General features: G+C 39.1%; 16 protein-coding genes. 15 read left to right on the top strand and 1 reads right to left on the bottom strand.

What is annotated here, in order from left to right:
- The first annotated feature begins 184 nt into the window (after positions 1-184).
- The 5 genes from J2743_RS04860 (at position 185) to pyrE (ending at position 8758) form a co-directional block, all read left to right on the top strand.
- Positions 185-5107, top strand: a complete 4923-nt coding sequence (locus tag J2743_RS04860) for a right-handed parallel beta-helix repeat-containing protein (protein WP_209625441.1) — start codon at positions 185-187, stop codon at positions 5105-5107.
- A gap of 364 nt (positions 5108-5471) precedes the next feature.
- The gene (locus J2743_RS04855) at positions 5472-5681 is read left to right on the top strand and encodes a symporter small accessory protein (protein ID WP_209625440.1); all 210 of its coding nucleotides are present in this window, start codon (positions 5472-5474) and stop codon (positions 5679-5681) included.
- Positions 5682-5728: 47 nt separating this feature from the next.
- Positions 5729-7333, top strand: a complete 1605-nt coding sequence (locus J2743_RS04850; protein WP_209625563.1) for a sodium:solute symporter family protein — start codon at positions 5729-5731, stop codon at positions 7331-7333.
- 241 nt (positions 7334-7574) lie between these two features.
- Entirely contained in the window at positions 7575-7826 is a 252-nt protein-coding gene (locus J2743_RS04845) for a PRC-barrel domain-containing protein (protein ID WP_209625439.1), read from the top strand.
- Positions 7827-8230: 404 nt separating this feature from the next.
- Positions 8231-8758: an orotate phosphoribosyltransferase gene (pyrE, locus tag J2743_RS04840; RefSeq protein ID WP_425342799.1), complete on the top strand. Its 528-nt coding sequence runs from the start codon at positions 8231-8233 to the stop codon at positions 8756-8758.
- Positions 8759-8885: 127 nt separating this feature from the next.
- Here pyrE and J2743_RS04835 read toward each other — a convergent pair whose 3' ends face one another.
- Positions 8886-9434 (bottom strand): MogA/MoaB family molybdenum cofactor biosynthesis protein, encoded by a 549-nt coding sequence (locus tag J2743_RS04835; protein ID WP_209625437.1) that lies wholly within the window; start codon positions 9432-9434, stop codon positions 8886-8888.
- Positions 9435-9975: 541 nt separating this feature from the next.
- Here J2743_RS04835 and J2743_RS04830 point away from each other — a divergent pair.
- From J2743_RS04830 to J2743_RS04785, 10 genes are all read left to right on the top strand, one after another.
- Positions 9976-10476, top strand: a complete 501-nt coding sequence (locus J2743_RS04830; RefSeq protein WP_209625436.1) for a PIN domain-containing protein — start codon at positions 9976-9978, stop codon at positions 10474-10476.
- Positions 10477-10646: 170 nt separating this feature from the next.
- Positions 10647-11756, top strand: a complete 1110-nt coding sequence (locus tag J2743_RS04825) for a DUF2117 domain-containing protein (RefSeq protein WP_209625562.1) — start codon at positions 10647-10649, stop codon at positions 11754-11756.
- A gap of 118 nt (positions 11757-11874) precedes the next feature.
- On the top strand, positions 11875-12861 hold the full coding sequence (locus J2743_RS04820; RefSeq protein WP_209625435.1) for a methanogenesis marker 2 protein: 987 nt from the start codon (positions 11875-11877) through the stop codon (positions 12859-12861).
- 12 nt (positions 12862-12873) lie between these two features.
- Positions 12874-14406 (top strand): methyl-coenzyme M reductase-associated protein Mmp3, encoded by a 1533-nt coding sequence (gene mmp3, locus J2743_RS04815; protein WP_209625434.1) that lies wholly within the window; start codon positions 12874-12876, stop codon positions 14404-14406.
- Positions 14390-14833, top strand: a complete 444-nt coding sequence (locus J2743_RS04810; protein WP_245248053.1) for a methanogenesis marker 6 protein — start codon at positions 14390-14392, stop codon at positions 14831-14833. Before mmp3 ends, J2743_RS04810 begins: the two co-directional genes overlap by 17 nt.
- Positions 14830-15207, top strand: coding sequence for a DUF2111 domain-containing protein (locus tag J2743_RS04805; protein ID WP_209625433.1), 378 nt, complete (start codon positions 14830-14832; stop codon positions 15205-15207). The genes J2743_RS04810 and J2743_RS04805 overlap by 4 nt, the downstream gene beginning before the upstream one ends.
- A complete protein-coding gene (locus J2743_RS04800; protein WP_209625432.1) occupies positions 15204-15710 on the top strand; it encodes a methanogenesis marker 5 protein in 507 nt (168 codons plus the stop codon). Before J2743_RS04805 ends, J2743_RS04800 begins: the two co-directional genes overlap by 4 nt.
- 2 nt (positions 15711-15712) lie before the next feature.
- On the top strand, positions 15713-16966 hold the full coding sequence (locus J2743_RS04795) for a methanogenesis marker 15 protein (RefSeq protein ID WP_209625431.1): 1254 nt from the start codon (positions 15713-15715) through the stop codon (positions 16964-16966).
- 10 nt (positions 16967-16976) lie between these two features.
- On the top strand, positions 16977-17612 hold the full coding sequence (locus tag J2743_RS04790) for a methanogenesis marker 17 protein (protein ID WP_209625430.1): 636 nt from the start codon (positions 16977-16979) through the stop codon (positions 17610-17612).
- A gap of 28 nt (positions 17613-17640) precedes the next feature.
- Positions 17641-18492, top strand: a complete 852-nt coding sequence (locus tag J2743_RS04785) for a radical SAM protein (protein ID WP_209625429.1) — start codon at positions 17641-17643, stop codon at positions 18490-18492.
- Positions 18493-18624 lie beyond the last annotated feature (132 nt).

The following is an 18624-nucleotide window of genomic DNA, read 5'->3' as shown; positions in this document are numbered from 1 at the left end:
TTTTAGAAAATCATTATAATTCTATATGAATGAATTTTAAAAATCAGAGTCAAATATATGAGATTTTTTTAGAATCTACTTTTTAGGGGGGGACATTGTGAGAAATATCACATTAATTAAATAAAATCATATATACGTGGTGAAATATAATTAATTATATTCAAAATCTATTAAGGTGTGGTGTGTGGCAACCGGAACAATAAACATAAAAACTGTTTTTTTAACATTAATCCTCTTTTTTTCAGTAGTTGGAAGTATTGGTGTATCAGAAGCACATATCTTAATAATTGGAGATTCAGCAAATGATTTTCCAGTAGCATATCAGGAAACCACTCAATTAGCAGCTGATCTCAGGCAGAGAGGATATCCTGTTTTAGATATTTACAGGGATAATGCCACAACAGAAAACATCTTAAAGGGTATGTACGGCGCTGATGCGGTCATATATGCTGGGCATGGTGGTTATCAATTAGGACATTATGATGAGATTGGAGGCACTGCCATCCCTCCATTTGCATTAGTGGGATCTGACGATTTTATATGGGGTATTGACGGCCAGATGATGGAAGGATTTTATGGTGATCATTTTACAGCCCCATTTAAAGATGGAATTCCGATATTTTTACTTCATGTTTGTTTTTCCACAGGATGGGTTGAAAGCAACCAACTGGCCAATCCTATTGAAACCATTTATAACTTCGCCCAGATGTTCAATGGTGCAGGAGCCAATTATTATGCAACTGCTTGGAATGATGCGGAGATAGTATATGACTTTTTAGATGGTGCCAGCAACTTCCAGGATGCCAACAACCAAAACAGAGAAAAAATCACCACATCCACTCTTTACAATGGTGTGCAAGTATGGAGAAATGATAATGGTTATACTGCGTTTGTTGGTGATTGGAATGGGGTTTTCCCATCTGTTGCTCAGACCACTGCCTACGATAAAATTGCAGCTGATGCATGGTACCATGGTGACCGAAATCTTGTAACTACACTTTATGTAGACGCTAATCTCGGAAATGATTCATGGAATGGAACCAGTGCCACATTTATAGGTGGAACCACAGGGCCAATGAAAACCATAACTGCAGCCATAAACGCTTTAACTTCATGGGGAACTATAAATGTAGCTTCAGGTACTTACAATGAAAATTTAGTAATTAACAAAACAATTAACCTTAAAGGAAGTGGTGAAAACACAGTGTTAACACCTTCAAATCTTGAAAACCCAATAATCAACATAACAATCAGTGGTAATGCTTCAGTAATCAGTGGATTCATCATAAGTGGTGCTACCACCTCTTCAGCCATAGACATTTCAGGAGCAAGTGGTTGTACTGTTACTAATAATAACATAACCGGAAATCAGATAGGAATACGCGTATCAGGAAGCAGTAACACCATATCTTCAAACAATATTTCGGGTAATAACAATGGCGTTTACTGTGATGGAAACAACCAAAAAATAAAAAATAACACCATAACTCAAAGTTCAACTGGAGTAACCGTTGAAAACTCCGAAAACGTTGAGATAGAAGATAACCGGATTACTTCTAATGCTGGTACCGGAGTAACTATCAAAAATTCCAATAATACCGCCATAAAAGGAAATAATATATCAGATAACCATGATGGAGTGGAAATAAGTGATAATTCCGCAGGTAATGTTGTAGATGATAATACAATCACCGATAATCAGGATAGTGGGATTGAAATTCAGCAAAGCCAAAATAACCAGATCAAACAGAATACCATTCACAACAACGTCCAAACTGGGATTAAACTTAATCAATCCAATGGGAACAACATTAATGGGAATAACATCAATGGCAGCAGTATCGGAGTTGACCTTCAAAACAGCAATTATAACACCATAAGTGGAAACACCATAACTGCAAAAACCCTGTTAATAAAAAGTTCAAACTCTTATGGTAATACCATAACCAACAACAGGATAATCTTTGATATTCCAATGGTTACCAATGCTGCGGGTGAGGTTGCAGTTTTCGTAGAGATCACTAATCGACTCCCTGATAATATTGTTATTGGCGGTATCAACGTTTCCATGCCATCTTTTTTAAGGCTTTTAACTACTGTAACTCAGAAAATATACAATAATGATCTTACACCAGTTGATCTGGTGAGTAATTACAGAGTCGCTGTTTCGCCTAAGGATAATCAGGTGATGGGTTATTTGTCGGTGGGTTCGTATGTTTCTGTTGCGGGTAGGGTGCAGAGGTATATGGATCGTTATATGGTGGCTCCTAATTATTCGTCGTATAGTATTTTAGGGTCCTATTTTGGGTATGAGAACCTTATTTACACGTATAGTAAGATTCTCGACACTTACAATAGTACGGGGGTGCTGCCGGCAAATGTTCAGGTGGTGCCTTGGAGTTTTGTTGAGAATTTTGTTGGTAGTTTTAGTGTTGATGAGACTGTTGATGCTGCTGGTTGGGTTCAGGGGTATATTGAATCTAATGGTGAACTTCCGGGTAGTGTGGTGATTAGTGGAACTACTCTTAATGGGGTGGTAATAACTACGACTTTGGATATGCCTGTGTTTCTTAGGCTTTTGACTACTGTGACTCAGAAGATTTATAATAATGATTTTTCGGTTACGGTTCTTGCTGGTAATTATGGGGTTGCTGTTTCGCCGAGGGATAATCAGGTGATGGGTTATTTGTCGGTGGGTTCGTATGTTTCTGTTGCGGGTAGGGTGCAGAGGTATATGGATCGTTATATGGTGGCTCCTAATTATTCGTCGTACAGTACTTTGGGGTCCTATTTTGGATATGAGAACCTTATTTACACCTACAGTAAAATCTTAGCTACTTATAATACTACTAAGACATTGCCTGTGGATGTTCAGGTGGTGCCTTGGAGTTTTGTTGAGAATTTTGTTGGTAGTTTTAGTGTTGATGAGACTGTTGATGCTGCTGGTTGGGTTCAGGGGTATATTGAATCTAATGGTGAACTTCCGGGTAGTGTGGTGATTAGTGGAATTAGTTTTAATGGGACTACTCTTACTACAACTTTAACTATGCCTGCGTTTCTTAGGCTTTTGACTACTGTGACTCAGAAGATTTATAATAATGATTTTTCGGTTACGGTTCTTGCTGGTAATTATAGAATTGCTACTTCGCCGAGGGATAATCAGGTGATGGGTTATTTGTCGGTGGGTTCGTATGTTTCTGTTGCGGGTAGGGTGCAGAGGTATATGGATCGTTATATGGTGGCTCCTAATTATTCGTCGTACAGTACTTTGGGGTCCTATTTTGGATATGAGAATCTTATTTACACGTATAGTAAGATTCTCGACACTTACAATAGTACGGGGGTGCTGCCGGCAAATGTTCAGGTGGTGCCTTGGAGTTTTGTTGAGAATTTTGTTGGTAGTTTTAGTGTTGATGAGACTGTTGATGCTGCTAGTTGGGTTCAGGGGTATATTGAATCTAATGGTGAACTTCCGGGTAGTGTGGTGATTAGTGGAATTAGTTTTAATGGGACTACTCTTACTACAACTTTAACTATGCCTGTGTTTCTTAGGCTTTTGACTACTGTGGTTCCTAAGGTTTATAGGGGTGATTTAACGTTTACGGTTCTTGCTGGTAATTATAGAATTGCTACTTCGCCGAGGGATAATCAGGTGATGGGTTATTTGTCGGTGGGTTCGTATGTTTCTGTTGCGGGTAGGGTGCAGAGGTATATGGATCGTTATATGGTGGCTCCTAATTATTCGTCGTACAGTACTTTGGGGTCCTATTTTGGATATGAGAATCTTATTTACACCTACAGTAAAATCTTAGCTACTTATAATACTACTAAGACATTGCCTGTGGATGTTCAGGTGGTGCCTTGGAGTTTTGTTGAGAATTTTGTTGGTAGTTTTAGTGTTGATGAGACTGTTGATGCTGCTAGTTGGGTTCAGGGGTATATTGAATCTAATGGTGAACTTCCGGGTAGTGTGGTGATTAGTGGAATTAGTTTTAATGGGACTACTCTTACTACAACTTTAACTATGCCTGTGTTTCTTAGGCTTTTGACTACTGTGACTCAGAAGATTTATAATAATGATTTTTCGGTTACGGTTCTTGCTGGTAATTATGGGGTTGCTGTTTCGCCTAGGGATAATCAGAAGATGGGTTATTTGTCGGTGGGTTCGTATGTTTCTGTTGCGGGTAGGGTGCAGAGGTATATGGATCGTTATATGGTGGCTCCCAATTATTCGTCGTACAGTACTTTAGGGTCCTATTTTGGATATGAGAATCTCATTTATACCTACAGTAAAATCCTAAACACCTACAACACCACTAAAACCTTACCTGCGAATATAGCAGTTAGATCATGGATAGATATTATTAGTCTTCAAAGTCCATCATCAACAGTGAAACTAACTTTCATACACCATTCTTGTGGAAGTAACTGGCTTGCAGATGGAAATGGTAATTTAGGGACTGCTTTGAATGCTAACAATTACTATGTCACTGACACTAACTACGGCTGGGATGCTGAGCCAGATGACAATCTCGGAGACCATACTAACACAGATGACTGGTATTTGTGGTTCAATGATGTTAAAATGCCATACGTCTACAGCAACAATGCAGAAACAGTTTACACTAACACCATCACCAACCCGGATGGAGAAAACGAAATCATCATGTTCAAATCATGTTACCCCTTAAGTGAAGTGGGCAGCAGCATAGATGATGAAAAAACAACCTATAATAACCTTAAAACATACTTTACAGCCCATCCGGATAAGATGTTCATCCTCATAACTCCGCCAGGGGAAGAAACTGTTAGCAGTTATCAGTTAACTCGTGAGTTATGTGACTGGCTGGTTGATGCCCAGAATGGATGGTTATCTGATTATAGTGGGAAGAATGTTTATGTGTTTGACTTATACTGTGTGCTTTCTGAGGTAAATTCACACCACCGATGTAACAATGGCCAAATAGAACACGTTTATGCATCAGATTACGATGGAGTATCACCCTACCATAATGGTGATGATCATCCTAACTCCACTGGAAATCAAAAAGCAACAGAAGAGTTCATAACCTTCCTGGATTATGCTTACACTCAATGGAAGAGTTAATTCCCCTATTTTTTTTAATTAATCATCAATTTTATTGTATCACTTTTAACATTCAAACTGATTTAAAATTCCAAATTGGATTTCCATTAAGCTACTTTTATCCTAATTATATTTTGTTTGAAAGTTCTGCACGGGTTTTATCAGAAAAAATACTTTCTAGGTGCAAAAATGTTATCATAAATTTATGATATGTTATTATGTATTTGGGGCAACTACGTTGTTCATTATTTCCATTAAACACTCATAGAGATTCCAAGTTCTGCTTGGCATTATAAAATCGATAGAAATATATAAAAAGTGTTGTTCATTAATTATAAGGATAAATAATACTATTGCAATATTCAGTTTTTTAGGAGGTGAGAAATTGGTTCTAGGAATAAATGATCCCTGGATATGGGGGGCATACATTGGATGCATCCTGGTAACCCTTCTATGTGTTATTTACGGAATTTTAAACTGGAATAAAGGCGGCGAAGATGAAGAAGGCCAGGTAAAAGAGGAAGTCAAGTGGCACAAAAAAGAGAAGGTTATGGAGGAAGAAGAATTAGGTCTTTGGGATGAACACGACGCATAAAAATCTATTCATACTTTTTCAATGAAAAAGGTGGGGGTTTGAGTTACATGAATGAGTTATTGATGTTAAGTATTATAGTTATAATATACCTGTTTTTGACTGGTTATGTGGGTTATGTGGCCTGGCGGCGAACCAAGACTGCCGATGATTACATGGTGGCTGGAAGAGAAACACACCCCTTCATCATGGCTTTAAGTTATGGGGCAACTTTCATCAGCACAGCAGCCATCGTAGGGTTTGGTGGTGTATCAGGAGTCTATGGAATGGGGCTTTTATGGTTAACATTCCTGAATATACTGGTGGGTATCTTCATTGCATTCGTATTCTTTGGAAAACGCACCCGAAAAATGGGACACAACTTAGGCGCCTTAACCTTCCCTGAATTCTTATCAAAACGTTTTGATAGTAAATTCATACAGTATTTCAGTGGACTGGTAATATTTTTAGGAATGACCCTGTATGCATCTGTGGTTCTGATTGGCATGGCCCGGTTTGCTGAAACAACCCTCAGTATTGATTATAGTGTGGCATTGATAGTACTGGCAGTTATTGTGGCGTTATATGTTATTTTCGGCGGAATAAGGGGTGTGATGTACACTGATGCCCTGCAAGGAAGTATAATGTTTATTGGAATGTTCATCCTTTTGGTAGCCACTTACTGGATGTTAGGTGGTTTAGAACATGCTAATCAGGCACTTACCAATTTGGTGAACATTGTGCCGGTTGATGCAACTGCCAAGGCAACTGCCACGGGATTCACAGGATGGACATCCATGCCGGCGTTGGGAAGCCCATTCTGGTGGACTTTAGTCAGTACACTGATTTTGGGGGTGGGAATAGGAGTTTTATCCCAACCTCAGCTGGTTGTTCGTTTCATGACTGTTAAATCCAACCGGGAACTGAACCGTGCTGTACTTGTAGGTGGAATATTCATCCTCCTGATGACTGGAACTGCTTTCATAGTAGGGGCTTTATCCAACCTATATTTCTATGATACAGCGGGTAAACTGGCCATACAGGTGGTAAATGGTAATGCAGATAAGATAATACCGGCGTTCATCACTGCTGCCATGCCATTATGGTTTGCTTATATATTCATGATCACCCTTTTATCTGCGGCAATGTCCACTCTCAGTGCTCAGATACACACCCAGGGAACTGCCCTGGGAAGGGATATATATGAAACTTTAAGCAACAAAAAAGGAGCAGCTTCAGTATATATTGCTAGGCTAGGAATTGCCATTGCAATGATCATAGCAGTTATTATGGGATTCATCTTACCACCAAATATAATAGCGGTGGGAACATCCATGTGGTTCTCCATAACTGCAGCAGCATTCCTATCCATGTATGTATTTGCCCTATTCTGGAAAGGCTGCACCAAAGCCGGTGCCATATCTGGCCTGGTAGTTGGAACTTTCTTAAGCTTTTTCTGGTTGATATTAGAGTACCAGAAATCTGCAGAGGCTTTAGGTGTTGTTAAAGCATTAACTGGAAGTGCCGTACTGGTACCTTCACTACCATGGCCAACAGTGGACCCTATTATCATATCACTACCCATTGCATTTGTGGTAACAGTAGTGGTGAGTTTATTGACTAAAAAACCTAGCAAAGAACACATGGAGCAATGTTTCCAGGGAGTAGGTAAATAATACTCCATTTTTCCTTTTTTTATTTTTCAAGATTTAAAAAACTTTTTTAGTTAAATTAAAATTGTAGAATATCTTTATTAGTTACGGGTCGGTTTTCGACAGCCTCAACATGCCTTAACATCCGTAATTCCTGAAACTTTAAGTACAACTTGAAACTTAATTAAGGTTAAGATATGAAATTGGATATCTGTTTAAGTTTTAGACATACTTTATGAAATCTTAAAAAAATATGGGTGATACCATGAGAATAGTGGAAGAAATAGTTGGTAAAGAGGTTTTGGACAGTTCAGCTGTGATCATTGGAAAGGTTAAGGATGTGGAAGTCAACATGGAAACTAACCAGATTCAAGCATTCATAGTGGGAAAAGGTGGAATATCTGAGGGATTGGGTTTGTCTAAAGGTGAAACTATAATTCCTTATAACATGGTTAGCAAAATAGGGGATAAAATGCTTCTAAAAAGTAGGGAAGAGGGAGTAAGCTACGATTTTTAACCAAGTTTTTATCAGTTACCCATTGATCTTTAACCTCACAAAAATTAAAATAAGTCTTCCAACATCAGAAGCTCCATAAGTTTACATAGGCTTTATAAACTTAAAGAATCTCCATAAACTTAATCATATAACCTACAAATGGGTTAAGGTGTAATTTTATGGAAGTCCGAGGAATATGTAGTATTTGTGGTAAATCTGCTAAAATGTACACATGTTCTATGTGTGGCAGCCTTGTATGCAGCCAATGTTATAGCTCAAAACAAGGAATATGTAAAAGATGTCAGAAGGGCATTAAGTTCGGAAAAATCTGAAAAATCAAGTACGTAGAAGTAATTAGGGATAATTAAGGAATTAATTTGTCAAATTAAAGAATTTTCTTAGATTAAGGAATGATTTTAATGGAGATGGAACAGGATAAAAAACTTCTTATAAACCTTTTGAAGGCCAATGATGTTATCAAATTTGGCAAATTCACCCTTTCTTCAGGTAAAAAGAGTGATTACTACGTTGACATGAAAAAAGCCATAACAGATCCCCAGATCCTACTTCAAGTGGCTAAAATCATTTCTAACCTGATTAAGGATGATGCAATTGACAGAATTGCTGGACCTGCCCTGGGGGCGGTTCCCATTGCAACAGCAGTGGCTTTGCAATCTGGTATACCCATGCTTATGATCCGTAAGGCCAAAAAGGATTATGGCACATCTAAACTTATTGAAGGCGATTTAAAAGAGGGGGATAATGTTATAGTGGTCGAAGACGTTACAACTACTGGAAAATCTCTTTTAAAAACAGTCCGGGCTGTTACAGATAATGGGGGGAAAATCAAACGGACTTTTGTCATCGTTGATCGAGACGAGGGTGCAGTTGAAGGGTTGGAAAAAGAAGGACTGCAATTAGAACCCATTGTATCCATCAGCGATTTTAAATAATCACTTCACTAATATTAAAACCAGATTTACTAGATTTTCCCTAATTTTTTCCTTTTCTCTGTTGTTCCCTTTTTTTAAGTTTTTTTGCTAATTTACTTTGCAGGTCATTTATCAGATAACTTAAATGTTAATTTTTGGCGTGTTTAACCAGATGTCCAAGTTCTGGTTTTATTATTTTCATCCCCAGTTGAACTGCATTGGGAGATCCAGGTAATGCCACCAGAATAATTTCCTCCCAAACCCCTGCAGTTGCCCTTGATAGTATTGCACCAGTTCCTAACTCCTTATAAGATTCGTAACGGAATATTTCTCCGAAACCACTCAATTCTTTTTCAAAAAGGGGGGTTATGGTTTCTATGGTGATGTCTTGTTTCCCAATGCCAGTACCTCCGGTACTTATAATGACTTCAGCTCCCTTGTCCTTCATTTTCTTCAGATTTTTTAAAAGAAGGTCTGCATCATCGGGTATGATCCTATAAGAAACTAATTCATGTCGATTTTGTAGTGATTCTAATATTATTTTACCAGATAAATCATCTTTAGGGGGAATATTTTTCCCGTATTTTGAATTATTTGATTCTTTTTGCTGGGATTTTGAGTCACTAAGGGTGATTACTCCTACTTTGACCCGTATTGGGCTGTGTTTTTTGTGTTCTTCCATACTTTTACTTTCCATTGTTCCCCTCCTATTATATCCCTAATCTGCTATTATATCTATAAAATATTTGTAAACTACTGGAAATTCTATGGCAGTCTCTTGATCATAGTTTTGGTAATATGATCTACATGAATTAATTAAGGTCAATACCTAAAATATAATATTCTTTTCAGGAGTGATAAGTTGATTTCATACAATCAATAGAAATATCACCCCATAAAACTGTTTATTTAAAATAAAAAGAAGTTTTCATCATTTCTTCCGATTTCCATTGAAGGGAGGGTATTAGGTCCGAATCGGAGGCGGTTTTTCGCAGGCGAAAAATTGTGAAAGGAGTCTAATGTCGCCCTCCCCCAACAATATAATTTATTCATTTAATAACATAAAAACCTTTCCTATGGGTAATATGTATGTGTTAAGAGATTTAATGATAGGTTAAATGTTATGAATAAGCCACGATAATCCATATACAATGTTGAAAGTTAGTGATTAAGTAAATTATAATAAAATAAACATACAAATATATATTCATATAATTATAATGGATTTGGGTGGGCCAATGAAAGAAAAAGTTTATGTTCTTGATGCATCAGGAATTATCGGAGGATTCATATCTTCAAAAAATCAGAATGTCACTACAAATGGAGTCATATCTGAAATAAAGGATTTTAAGTCACAAATAACTCTTGAATCTGCTTTAAGAGAAAAAAAACTTATTATCAAAGAACCGGGTTCTGATTCACTTGATCAGGTCCAAAGGGCAATAAAAGATTCTGGTGATATTTTAAGATTGTCTGAAGTTGATAAACAATTAGTGGCCTTAGCAATAACTCTTAAAAACAATTTTCACCCGGTTGTGGTCACCGATGATTATTCCATCCAAAATATATTAGAGATTTTGCAGATTCCATATCGAAGTGTTCTAACTGAGGGAATAAATGAAGTGTATGGATGGATCAAGATATGTCGTGGATGCAGGAAGAAATATCCCTCAATTTACCCAGCAGATGAATGTGAAATCTGTGGTTCTGCTCTTTACAGGAAAAGAATAAAAAAATAACTCTTTTTTATAATCAAAATATATGCTATTAGGGCAGTTTAAAGATTTTTAGTACATTATTTTGGTATTAAGATTTATTTGGGCATTTTAGTGGATCATAACTGATTATTATCCAACTGTTCGGAGGTAATTATAAAAACTTGTTGATGCTAAGGTGAAATATGAATCCATTGAAGATTGGGTTGGTAGTACATGGACCAGAAATTGTTGACTCGGGTTACGCTCAGAAGTTCATAGAATTTTTAGGAAATTATGGTGTGGTTAAATCTCGACTTGGCGGTACTATGGGCAGAACTGCAGTTATCGATGCCCATCTAGAAGATAAGATCGATATCAGTCAGAAGCTTTTCCCCAGCCAGTCTGTTGACAAGTTCAATCAGGAAAATTGTGATGTTATTTTTCTCATTAACTATGGTAAATCTAGTGTAACTGGCCATGCCTTCGGATACAAAGTTTACAATAATTCTCAGGGCCAACCTCCCCTCATCCAGATAGAAAGGCCTGGGGAAGAAGATGGCAGTGTTGTAGCATGGGGAAAGGACCTGGAAAAATTGGCAGAGGATATCTCCAGTAAGCTGGGTCTGTTGTTGGTATCCCCAGATCAGATCAAGAAAAAATTATTCAGTGAAGATCCTTGCCAAGCAATTTCAGGTAATATCTGCCGGAAAATTGCTGGTGTATCACCGGATGAGAACATATTTGTCAACGGCATAGTCATCGGCAAATCCAAATCTTCTTATATTACAATAATAGCTGAAAATGGAATAATAATTGATATTGAGGGTGGAGAGCTTAAAAAACACGGTGTTGAGAAATTAGGAACTGTGAACCTTGAAAAAGCAATAGTAAAAACTGGATTACTACGTAAATCAATTGTTGAGCCCAGAATAATAAAATCAGAAAAATCAAACAATAAATTCACTGTTTCTTATCTTAATCATGCTGCTGAGGATATATACCGGTTGAAAAATGCGGATATGGTGGTAACTGTTGGTGATGATACCACACTGGTGGCTGCGGACATACTTTACCGTTTCAACGTTCCCATAATCGGCATAACAGATGGAGATGTTGACAGAGTAGTTGAAGAAGGACATAAATCTGAAGGTTCTTTAATAATTGAACTTGACGCAGGTTTTGATGATTTAGCAGGTGATAAAGTTTTTTTGGAACTTTTCAACCGTAAAGAAACCATAGAAATAGAAAATATAGAAAATTTTAAAAGTAAATTACTACAGATAATAAGTGAGATAACCAATAATTATAAACTTATACAGTAAAATGAGATGTTTTTAGGAGAATGAATTTTAGTAGATTATGTCATTGAATTCTAATAATATCATATTATAAAACAATAAGTGATTTAAGACATTAATCAGCCTTAAAAGAGGTGAACTCTTGGATTTAAAACCATTGATTGATTCTATAAGAAATTTTGAGGGAATTACCCGGAAAAATCTGATAAAAGATGTAACTGGTCTTTTGGAAGAAACTTACAATATATCTGGAAAAACAGTTCTAGGGTTTGGTGATGATGCATCAGCCCTGGAAATTGGAAACAGCCAGGTGGTGCTCATGGCTGCCGATGGAATGTGGGGAAAGTTAATGGAAGCCGACCCCTGGTGGGCTGGGTATTGTTCTGTTCTGGTAAATGTAAATGACATCGCAGCCATGGGCGGAATACCATTAGGAATGACCAATGTCTTATCCACCCAGAATGAAGACATATGTGCCCAGATCATGGATGGAATCAACGAAGGAGTGAAAAAATTCGGAGTGCCTATGGTGGGGGGACATGTGCACCCAGATGCACCCTACAATTCCCTTGATGTGTCCATAACCGGAATTATGAACCGTGAAGATCTCATCACCAGTTGTGGTGCCAGACCCGGACATAAAGTCCTGGTGGCAATTGACCTGGATGGGAACGTACATCCACAGTTTCACCTGAACTGGGATACCACCACCATGAAAAGTGCAGAACTGGTCCAGGCGCAAATCAAGGCCATGAATGAACTTGCATGTAAACACTTGGTAAGTGCTGGGAAGGACATAAGTAACCCTGGCACAATAGGGACTCTGGGAATGCTTTTAGAAGCATCTAATGTAGGTGCAACAGTCCAACTGGAGCTGATACCTAGAAACACTGATGTAACTTGGGAAAATTGGCTTAAACTTTACCCTGGGGCGGGTTTCGTGCTTACAGCAGAGGAAGATAAAGTTGGAGACGTTATCAAAATTTTGGAAAAGGTTAATATAACCACCAGGGTTGTGGGCAGCATAACATCGGATAAAAAACTTTATTTAACATCTGGTGAGGATAAAGAGATTATTTTTGATTTTTATACCGATAAAATTATGGGAATACAGGAGGAAAGGCCCTAGGAGGGTAATTTAATGAGGGTAAAGGTCAATGGAGAAAAAGTAGATCTTGCTGAAGGTTCAACAATACAGGATGCAATAAACGCTGTGGGAGCACCCTACATTCCCGGATGTGTTCTGGGTCTGGTTAAGGGTACTGAAGAAGTTGAACGACATGTCAACAAGTATAAAATAAAAACCAACCAGGGAAGCATTATCATTGAAATAGCTGCTGATGCACCGGAAAGTTTAGTTGAAACATGGAAAAACCATTACCATGAATTTTCTAAGATGGGTGTCCGCTGGATTACCTCTCAAGAAGTGGCTGTTGGACCTATAAAAACAGAATTAATCCCGAGTAGAGAAGAATGCCGTTATCATCGTTGGGATGTACTTTTCAGCCTCTCAGGATTCACTTCAGATGCCACCCACATCATACTTATCAAAGCAGACCATAAAGCTACATACGGCGCACCTGAAGAAAACAGGGGAATCTTTGCACGGGTGGTGGGTGGTAAAAGAACCATCCTAAAACTCACTGATGACGATGAGATTCTAAAGATAAAACCAGTCATGGAAAGAGAGAACATAATAAAAAGCGCTGCCATCACCAACCTGGAAACCCTTCTAGAAGAAGGAAACCAGATATTCACCTACGTACAAGTCAAACCCAATCCTAAATCTCCCCAATCCGTGGAACATTTCTATGCACTGCAAGAATCAGGAAAAATCCGTGTTGATTATGATTCCAATTCATTCGCCGGATTTTATGCCTTGCAAGGTTTAGATAAAGAAACGGAACAGATAGATCAACGAAAACGCGGAACTATAACCCTTCGTAATACAGGAAAAGGCGTAGGGCGTGTTTACATTTATAGAGAGGACCGTGTTTCCACTCCATCTCATAATGTACTGGGAAAAGTGGAGAAAGGCATGGAATTACTGGACATGGCTCGTTACGGTGATGATGTAACATTTAAAACCTATCCTGGCAGGGTAATGACCCTTGCCATGACTCAAAAAGAGGCAGAAGAATTTCTAAAGGAAAATGGTGTTAAACAAATCCGTGAAGGACTGGATGATGATAACGCAGTGGTGGTACGACAGGAACCTCATTACACTATGGATATCATTGGCCAAGGAGAAGTGAAAACATTTGGAATACTTAAAGAAGATCTGGTGCATCTGGAATTGGATCAGGAGGCACCACGTTCAACATGGTACTTCCAAAAAATCACTGGACTGTTGGATTCACCGGTAGGATCATTAAACGTCCACTTTGCATTTCCAGGGATGAAACTATTGATGTTTAAAGCCGTTCCCAAAGAATCTAAGGGTTTGATACCTGAAAACACTCCTAAAGGCAAGGTGAAGGCAGGTTATATTGGAGTCACCAACATGTCCCGTCGTCATATTGGGATGGTAGGGGTACGTTTCGAGGACAACGAGGAATTTGGCCCAACAGGAGAACCATTTCAGGGAACCAATATAATTGGTAGAGTGGTAAAAGGAATGGAACATCTGGAGAAATATAAGGAGGGGGACACAGTTTATGTCACCAGAAAATAATCAAATATCATCAGAGGATAATAAAGTCACCAGAATGATTGTATTAGGACCTAAAGCCCAATTAAGTTCAAGTGAATTGGCAGGGAAGTTACACATGCTGGAACTCCCCCTAACCATCAAATCCACTTGTTACGGAGCCCTAATACATGGAAATGAGGAAGTGGTGATGGATGCTGTTGAAAAAATAAGAGATCTGGATCCATCCAACATTTTTACAAAAGACCGTGGATTCCCACCAGGAGACCCTCGAAGATGCCGTGCTAAAAGAGGAGCAGCCAGGGAAGGATTCCATCAATTAGAAAAGGAATATGAACTATTAGAATATGTCTGTGATGCTCTGGAAAACCCTGAAAAGGTTTCCTTAAAAAAACCTGAAAAAATCAGCCCTGAAGATTTCCAAAAAATTGCCCAGGAGTGTGAAAAATGAATATCAATGCATCATCAACTGGAGAAGAAATAGCAACCATTGCCATTGCCATACACCAACTGGTAAACGGACTACCATTCACCATGCGCACCAGCAATAATCCAGGTGTCCGTATTGAAGAAGGAAAAGTCTTAGATTACAATTATACTGGCCCAATACTGGAAGAAGTGATAAAAACAGGTAAACAAATCCAGATAATTCCCAAAAAAGGAGCATACCAGGGCACACCTGTAGTTGTGGTTCCCATAATTGAAGAAGGACAAACCATAGCTGCCATGGGGGTGGTGGACATAACCAAGGGCATTTACAGTGATATAATTGAAATTACCAAAAGACCAGAAGAACTTAACGATTCAAGAGGTGGTCTAAAGTGAAAATAGCTGTTTTCCCACCTAATTCATTGATACTGGCGGATATGGTGGAACGGAGAGGTCATGAACCTTTAGTAATCCAGAAAGAAATGCGAAAAAAAGTCACAGACCCTGAAATAGACTCCCCACCCTTCAACATCACTGAGGAAGAACCTATAAAAGGCCTTAAGTATGCAGCCATTGAAGTACCCTCTGGTGTGAGGGGTAGGATGGCCATATTCGGGCCAATAATCGATGAAGCCGAAGCAGCTATAATAATGGAGGACGCCCCCTATGGTTTCGGATGTATTGGATGTGCCCGTACCAACGAACTTTCTATGTACTGCCTACGCAAGAGAGGCATCCCAGTACTGGAAATACATTATCCTGAAACCCGGGAAGAAACCATGGAAGTGATTAACAAGATCAACACCTTCCTGGATGAACTGGAAAAACCAGACCAATCAGACCAATCAGAAGATTCTAAATGGGAAGATGATAAAACCAAGGAACAAGGGGAGGAATAACCATGGTTAAAATAGCTCAAATTTCATGCGGAACCGAGTACAGTGGAGTGCAAAAAGAGATAGAAAAAGCAGCAGCCACCTTCGGAGCGGAAATAATCATTCCTGAAGCAGATTTAGACTACATAGATGAGGCCTATCATAAATTTGGGTTCAACGCTGCATCAAGCAGCATACGATTAATGATAGCCAGAGCCATGTCCCTGGCGGAAGGCAAATCAGATGCTGATGCTGTTTTCATAGCCACCTGTTTCCGTTGTGCAGAAGGAGCACTGGTTAGAAATGAAGTAAGACGATTCATACAGCAGAACACTAACCTCCCTGTGGTCACCTATTCATTCACCGAGAGAACCAAGGCTGATGAACTGTTCATTAGAATGGAAGCCCTCTCTACCATAGTGGCCAGAAAAAGTTTATTGGCCCGGGAAAAACAGGAAGGACTCACCCTGGGCATTGACTCAGGATCCACCACCACCAAAGTGGTGTTAATGGAAAACGATAAGATCATAGGCTCAGGATGGCTGCCTACCACTGATGTAATAGCCAGTGCCCAGGAAGGAATGGAACAAGCCTTCCAGGGCACTGGTTACAAATATGACGATGTGGAAGGAGTAGGAGTCACAGGATACGGTCGACTCAACATTGGCAAACACCTGAATGCGGCCCTTATCCAGGAAGAACTTTCAATTAATGCTAAAGGGGCTGTTTACCTGGCAGGACACCAAAGGGGGGAAGCCACGGTTTTAGATATTGGTGGTATGGATAACAAAGTCATTACAGTTAACGATGGAATTCCTGATAACTTTACAATGGGAGGAATATGTGCAGGTGCATCTGGAAGGTTCCTTGAGATCACCGCACGACGTTTAGGCGTGGACATCAGCGAACTGGGACCTTTAGCACTTAAAGGAGACTTCAAAAAATCATTATTAAATAGTTACTGCATTGTATTTGGAATTCAAGACCTGGTAACATCCCTGGCAGCTGGAAATACCAAAGAAGATGTGGCTGCTGCAGCATGTCTTTCTGTAGCAGAACAGGTTTATGAACAGCAACTCCAGGAGATCGATGTGAGAGAACCTCTTATTCAGGTTGGTGGAACTAGTCTTATAGGTGGACTGGTGGAAGCGGTTAGCACGGTCCTGGGTGGAATGGAAGTAATTGTACCTGAAAACTCACAGCATATTGGAGCAGTGGGTGCTGCATTACTGGTATCTGGGCTGGGAGACACGAAGGAATTCGGAGCTAAAAATTTGTAGGAGGATGTAAATGCAGGTAGAATGCTACGATGAAAGTGGACGAGAAGTCTATGACATGATCCTTCGGCAAATATTACAAGATGTTCAAATTGTCCGGGCTGTAAAAGATGTTCGGATTTACATTGATCCTCGTGATCCAATTTTCATCATTGCCATCCAGTACCAAAAAACAGCCCCACCCGTACTTTTAGATGATTTTGCAGAATATAAATACGATGCTGAGGCTAATGAGGCATTCATCAGGATTGAAGATGAGAATTATCTTCCTGAACTTCTTAAAAAACTCTGGGAAATTGAGGGAAGAAACAAAATACACCAGCCCAGCCGATATGAGGTTATAATTGATGATCCTCAGATCAAACTGGAGGGACTGGTGGTACATGATCCTGAGGAAGATCTCAAAAAGAAGATCTATGATGCCCTGTTTCGCATAGTTCCTGAAGGTTTCAGGGTAATGGAACACTTCTCTGAAGGTAATATCATAGCTTTGACCTGTTCTGATGAATATATTAAAGAAGAATACCTTGAAAAAACCAGGGAAATTATTAAAGAAATGAAAGAAACTAAAAAATTATATGAAGTAACAGACCCCAAATCCCCTGCAAAGAAAAAGAAAGACAAACCCTTAAAAAAGGAGAAATCTTAAGTTTTTCATAAGTTAGGGAGGAAATTCTATGAATGAATCTAAATTTGCCCATATAACCCGAGCACATCCATGTTTCAATGAAAAAATGCATGATAAGGTAGGAAGAGTTCACCTACCCCTAGCACCTCGCTGCAATATTCAGTGCAACTTTTGCACTCGCGAAATAAACAAATGTGAAATGCGACCTGGAGTTTCGTCCAGGGTCATGACTGTGGAAGAAGCAGTTGCCCATGTGGCGAAAGTTACCAAAGAGATGCCTATAAGTGTGGTGGGAGTGGCTGGGCCAGGAGATGCTCTGGCCAACCCTGAAACACTGGAATTTTTCAGGATAATCGACAAAAAATTCCCAGACCTCATCAAGTGTATGAGTACCAATGGACTCTTACTGGCCGATATGGCAGAAGAAGTTGCTGAAGCCAACGTCAGCACCATCACCGTAACTGTCAATGCTGTAGACCCCGAAATCGGTAAAAAGATCTATTCTCGAGCCATCTATGATGGGAAAGTCTATGAGGGGGAAGAGGCATTCAAACTAATTTCCCAGAAACAATTGGAAGGAATAGAGAAAGTAGCCAAACTGGGGGTGGTGGTAAAAGTTAACAGTGTCCTCATTCCGGGATTAAATGATGAACACATCCCAGATATTGCTCGAGAAGTTAAAAAACGTGGTGCTAACCTGATGAACATCATACCACTCATACCACTATATAAAATGAAGGACTATCCACGACCAGGTTGTGATGATCTTTCCAAAGTTAGAGATAAAGTTGAGGAAATTTTACCGGTGTTCAGGGCTTGCACCCAGTGCCGGGCAGATGCCTATGGAGTACCAGGGAAAGATGACAAACACCTTGATATGACACCAGCCAGCCATTATTAGGGATTTAAAATAGTTAGGGATTTTAATTTGCTAAAAAAAAATCCCTTATAAACTTTTTTTAATAATCAAATATCAAATTATCATATACCATCCTTCTTTGATTACAAGTTTAATTTCTTATAGGGGATGTGT

It is taken from the genome of Methanobacterium petrolearium (genome assembly GCF_017873625.1).
Lineage (GTDB): Archaea > Methanobacteriota > Methanobacteria > Methanobacteriales > Methanobacteriaceae > Methanobacterium > Methanobacterium petrolearium.
Note: the sequence above shows the minus strand (reverse complement) of the source record. Positions and strands in the feature narration are given on the sequence as shown.

Coding starts and splice junctions, on each gene's coding strand:
- J2743_RS04795 (WP_209625431.1), top strand. CDS start 15,713: ATGGTTAAAATAGCTCAAATTTCATGCGGAACCGAGTACAGTGGAGTG.
- J2743_RS04830 (WP_209625436.1), top strand. CDS start 9,976: ATGAAAGAAAAAGTTTATGTTCTTGATGCATCAGGAATTATCGGAGGA.
- J2743_RS04805 (WP_209625433.1), top strand. CDS start 14,830: ATGAATATCAATGCATCATCAACTGGAGAAGAAATAGCAACCATTGCC.
- J2743_RS04810 (WP_245248053.1), top strand. CDS start 14,390: ATGTCACCAGAAAATAATCAAATATCATCAGAGGATAATAAAGTCACC.
- J2743_RS04850 (WP_209625563.1), top strand. CDS start 5,729: ATGAATGAGTTATTGATGTTAAGTATTATAGTTATAATATACCTGTTT.
- J2743_RS04835 (WP_209625437.1), bottom strand. CDS start 9,434: ATGGAAAGTAAAAGTATGGAAGAACACAAAAAACACAGCCCAATACGG.
- J2743_RS04785 (WP_209625429.1), top strand. CDS start 17,641: ATGAATGAATCTAAATTTGCCCATATAACCCGAGCACATCCATGTTTC.
- mmp3 (WP_209625434.1), top strand. CDS start 12,874: ATGAGGGTAAAGGTCAATGGAGAAAAAGTAGATCTTGCTGAAGGTTCA.
- J2743_RS04845 (WP_209625439.1), top strand. CDS start 7,575: ATGAGAATAGTGGAAGAAATAGTTGGTAAAGAGGTTTTGGACAGTTCA.
- pyrE (WP_425342799.1), top strand. CDS start 8,231: ATGGAACAGGATAAAAAACTTCTTATAAACCTTTTGAAGGCCAATGAT.
- J2743_RS04790 (WP_209625430.1), top strand. CDS start 16,977: ATGCAGGTAGAATGCTACGATGAAAGTGGACGAGAAGTCTATGACATG.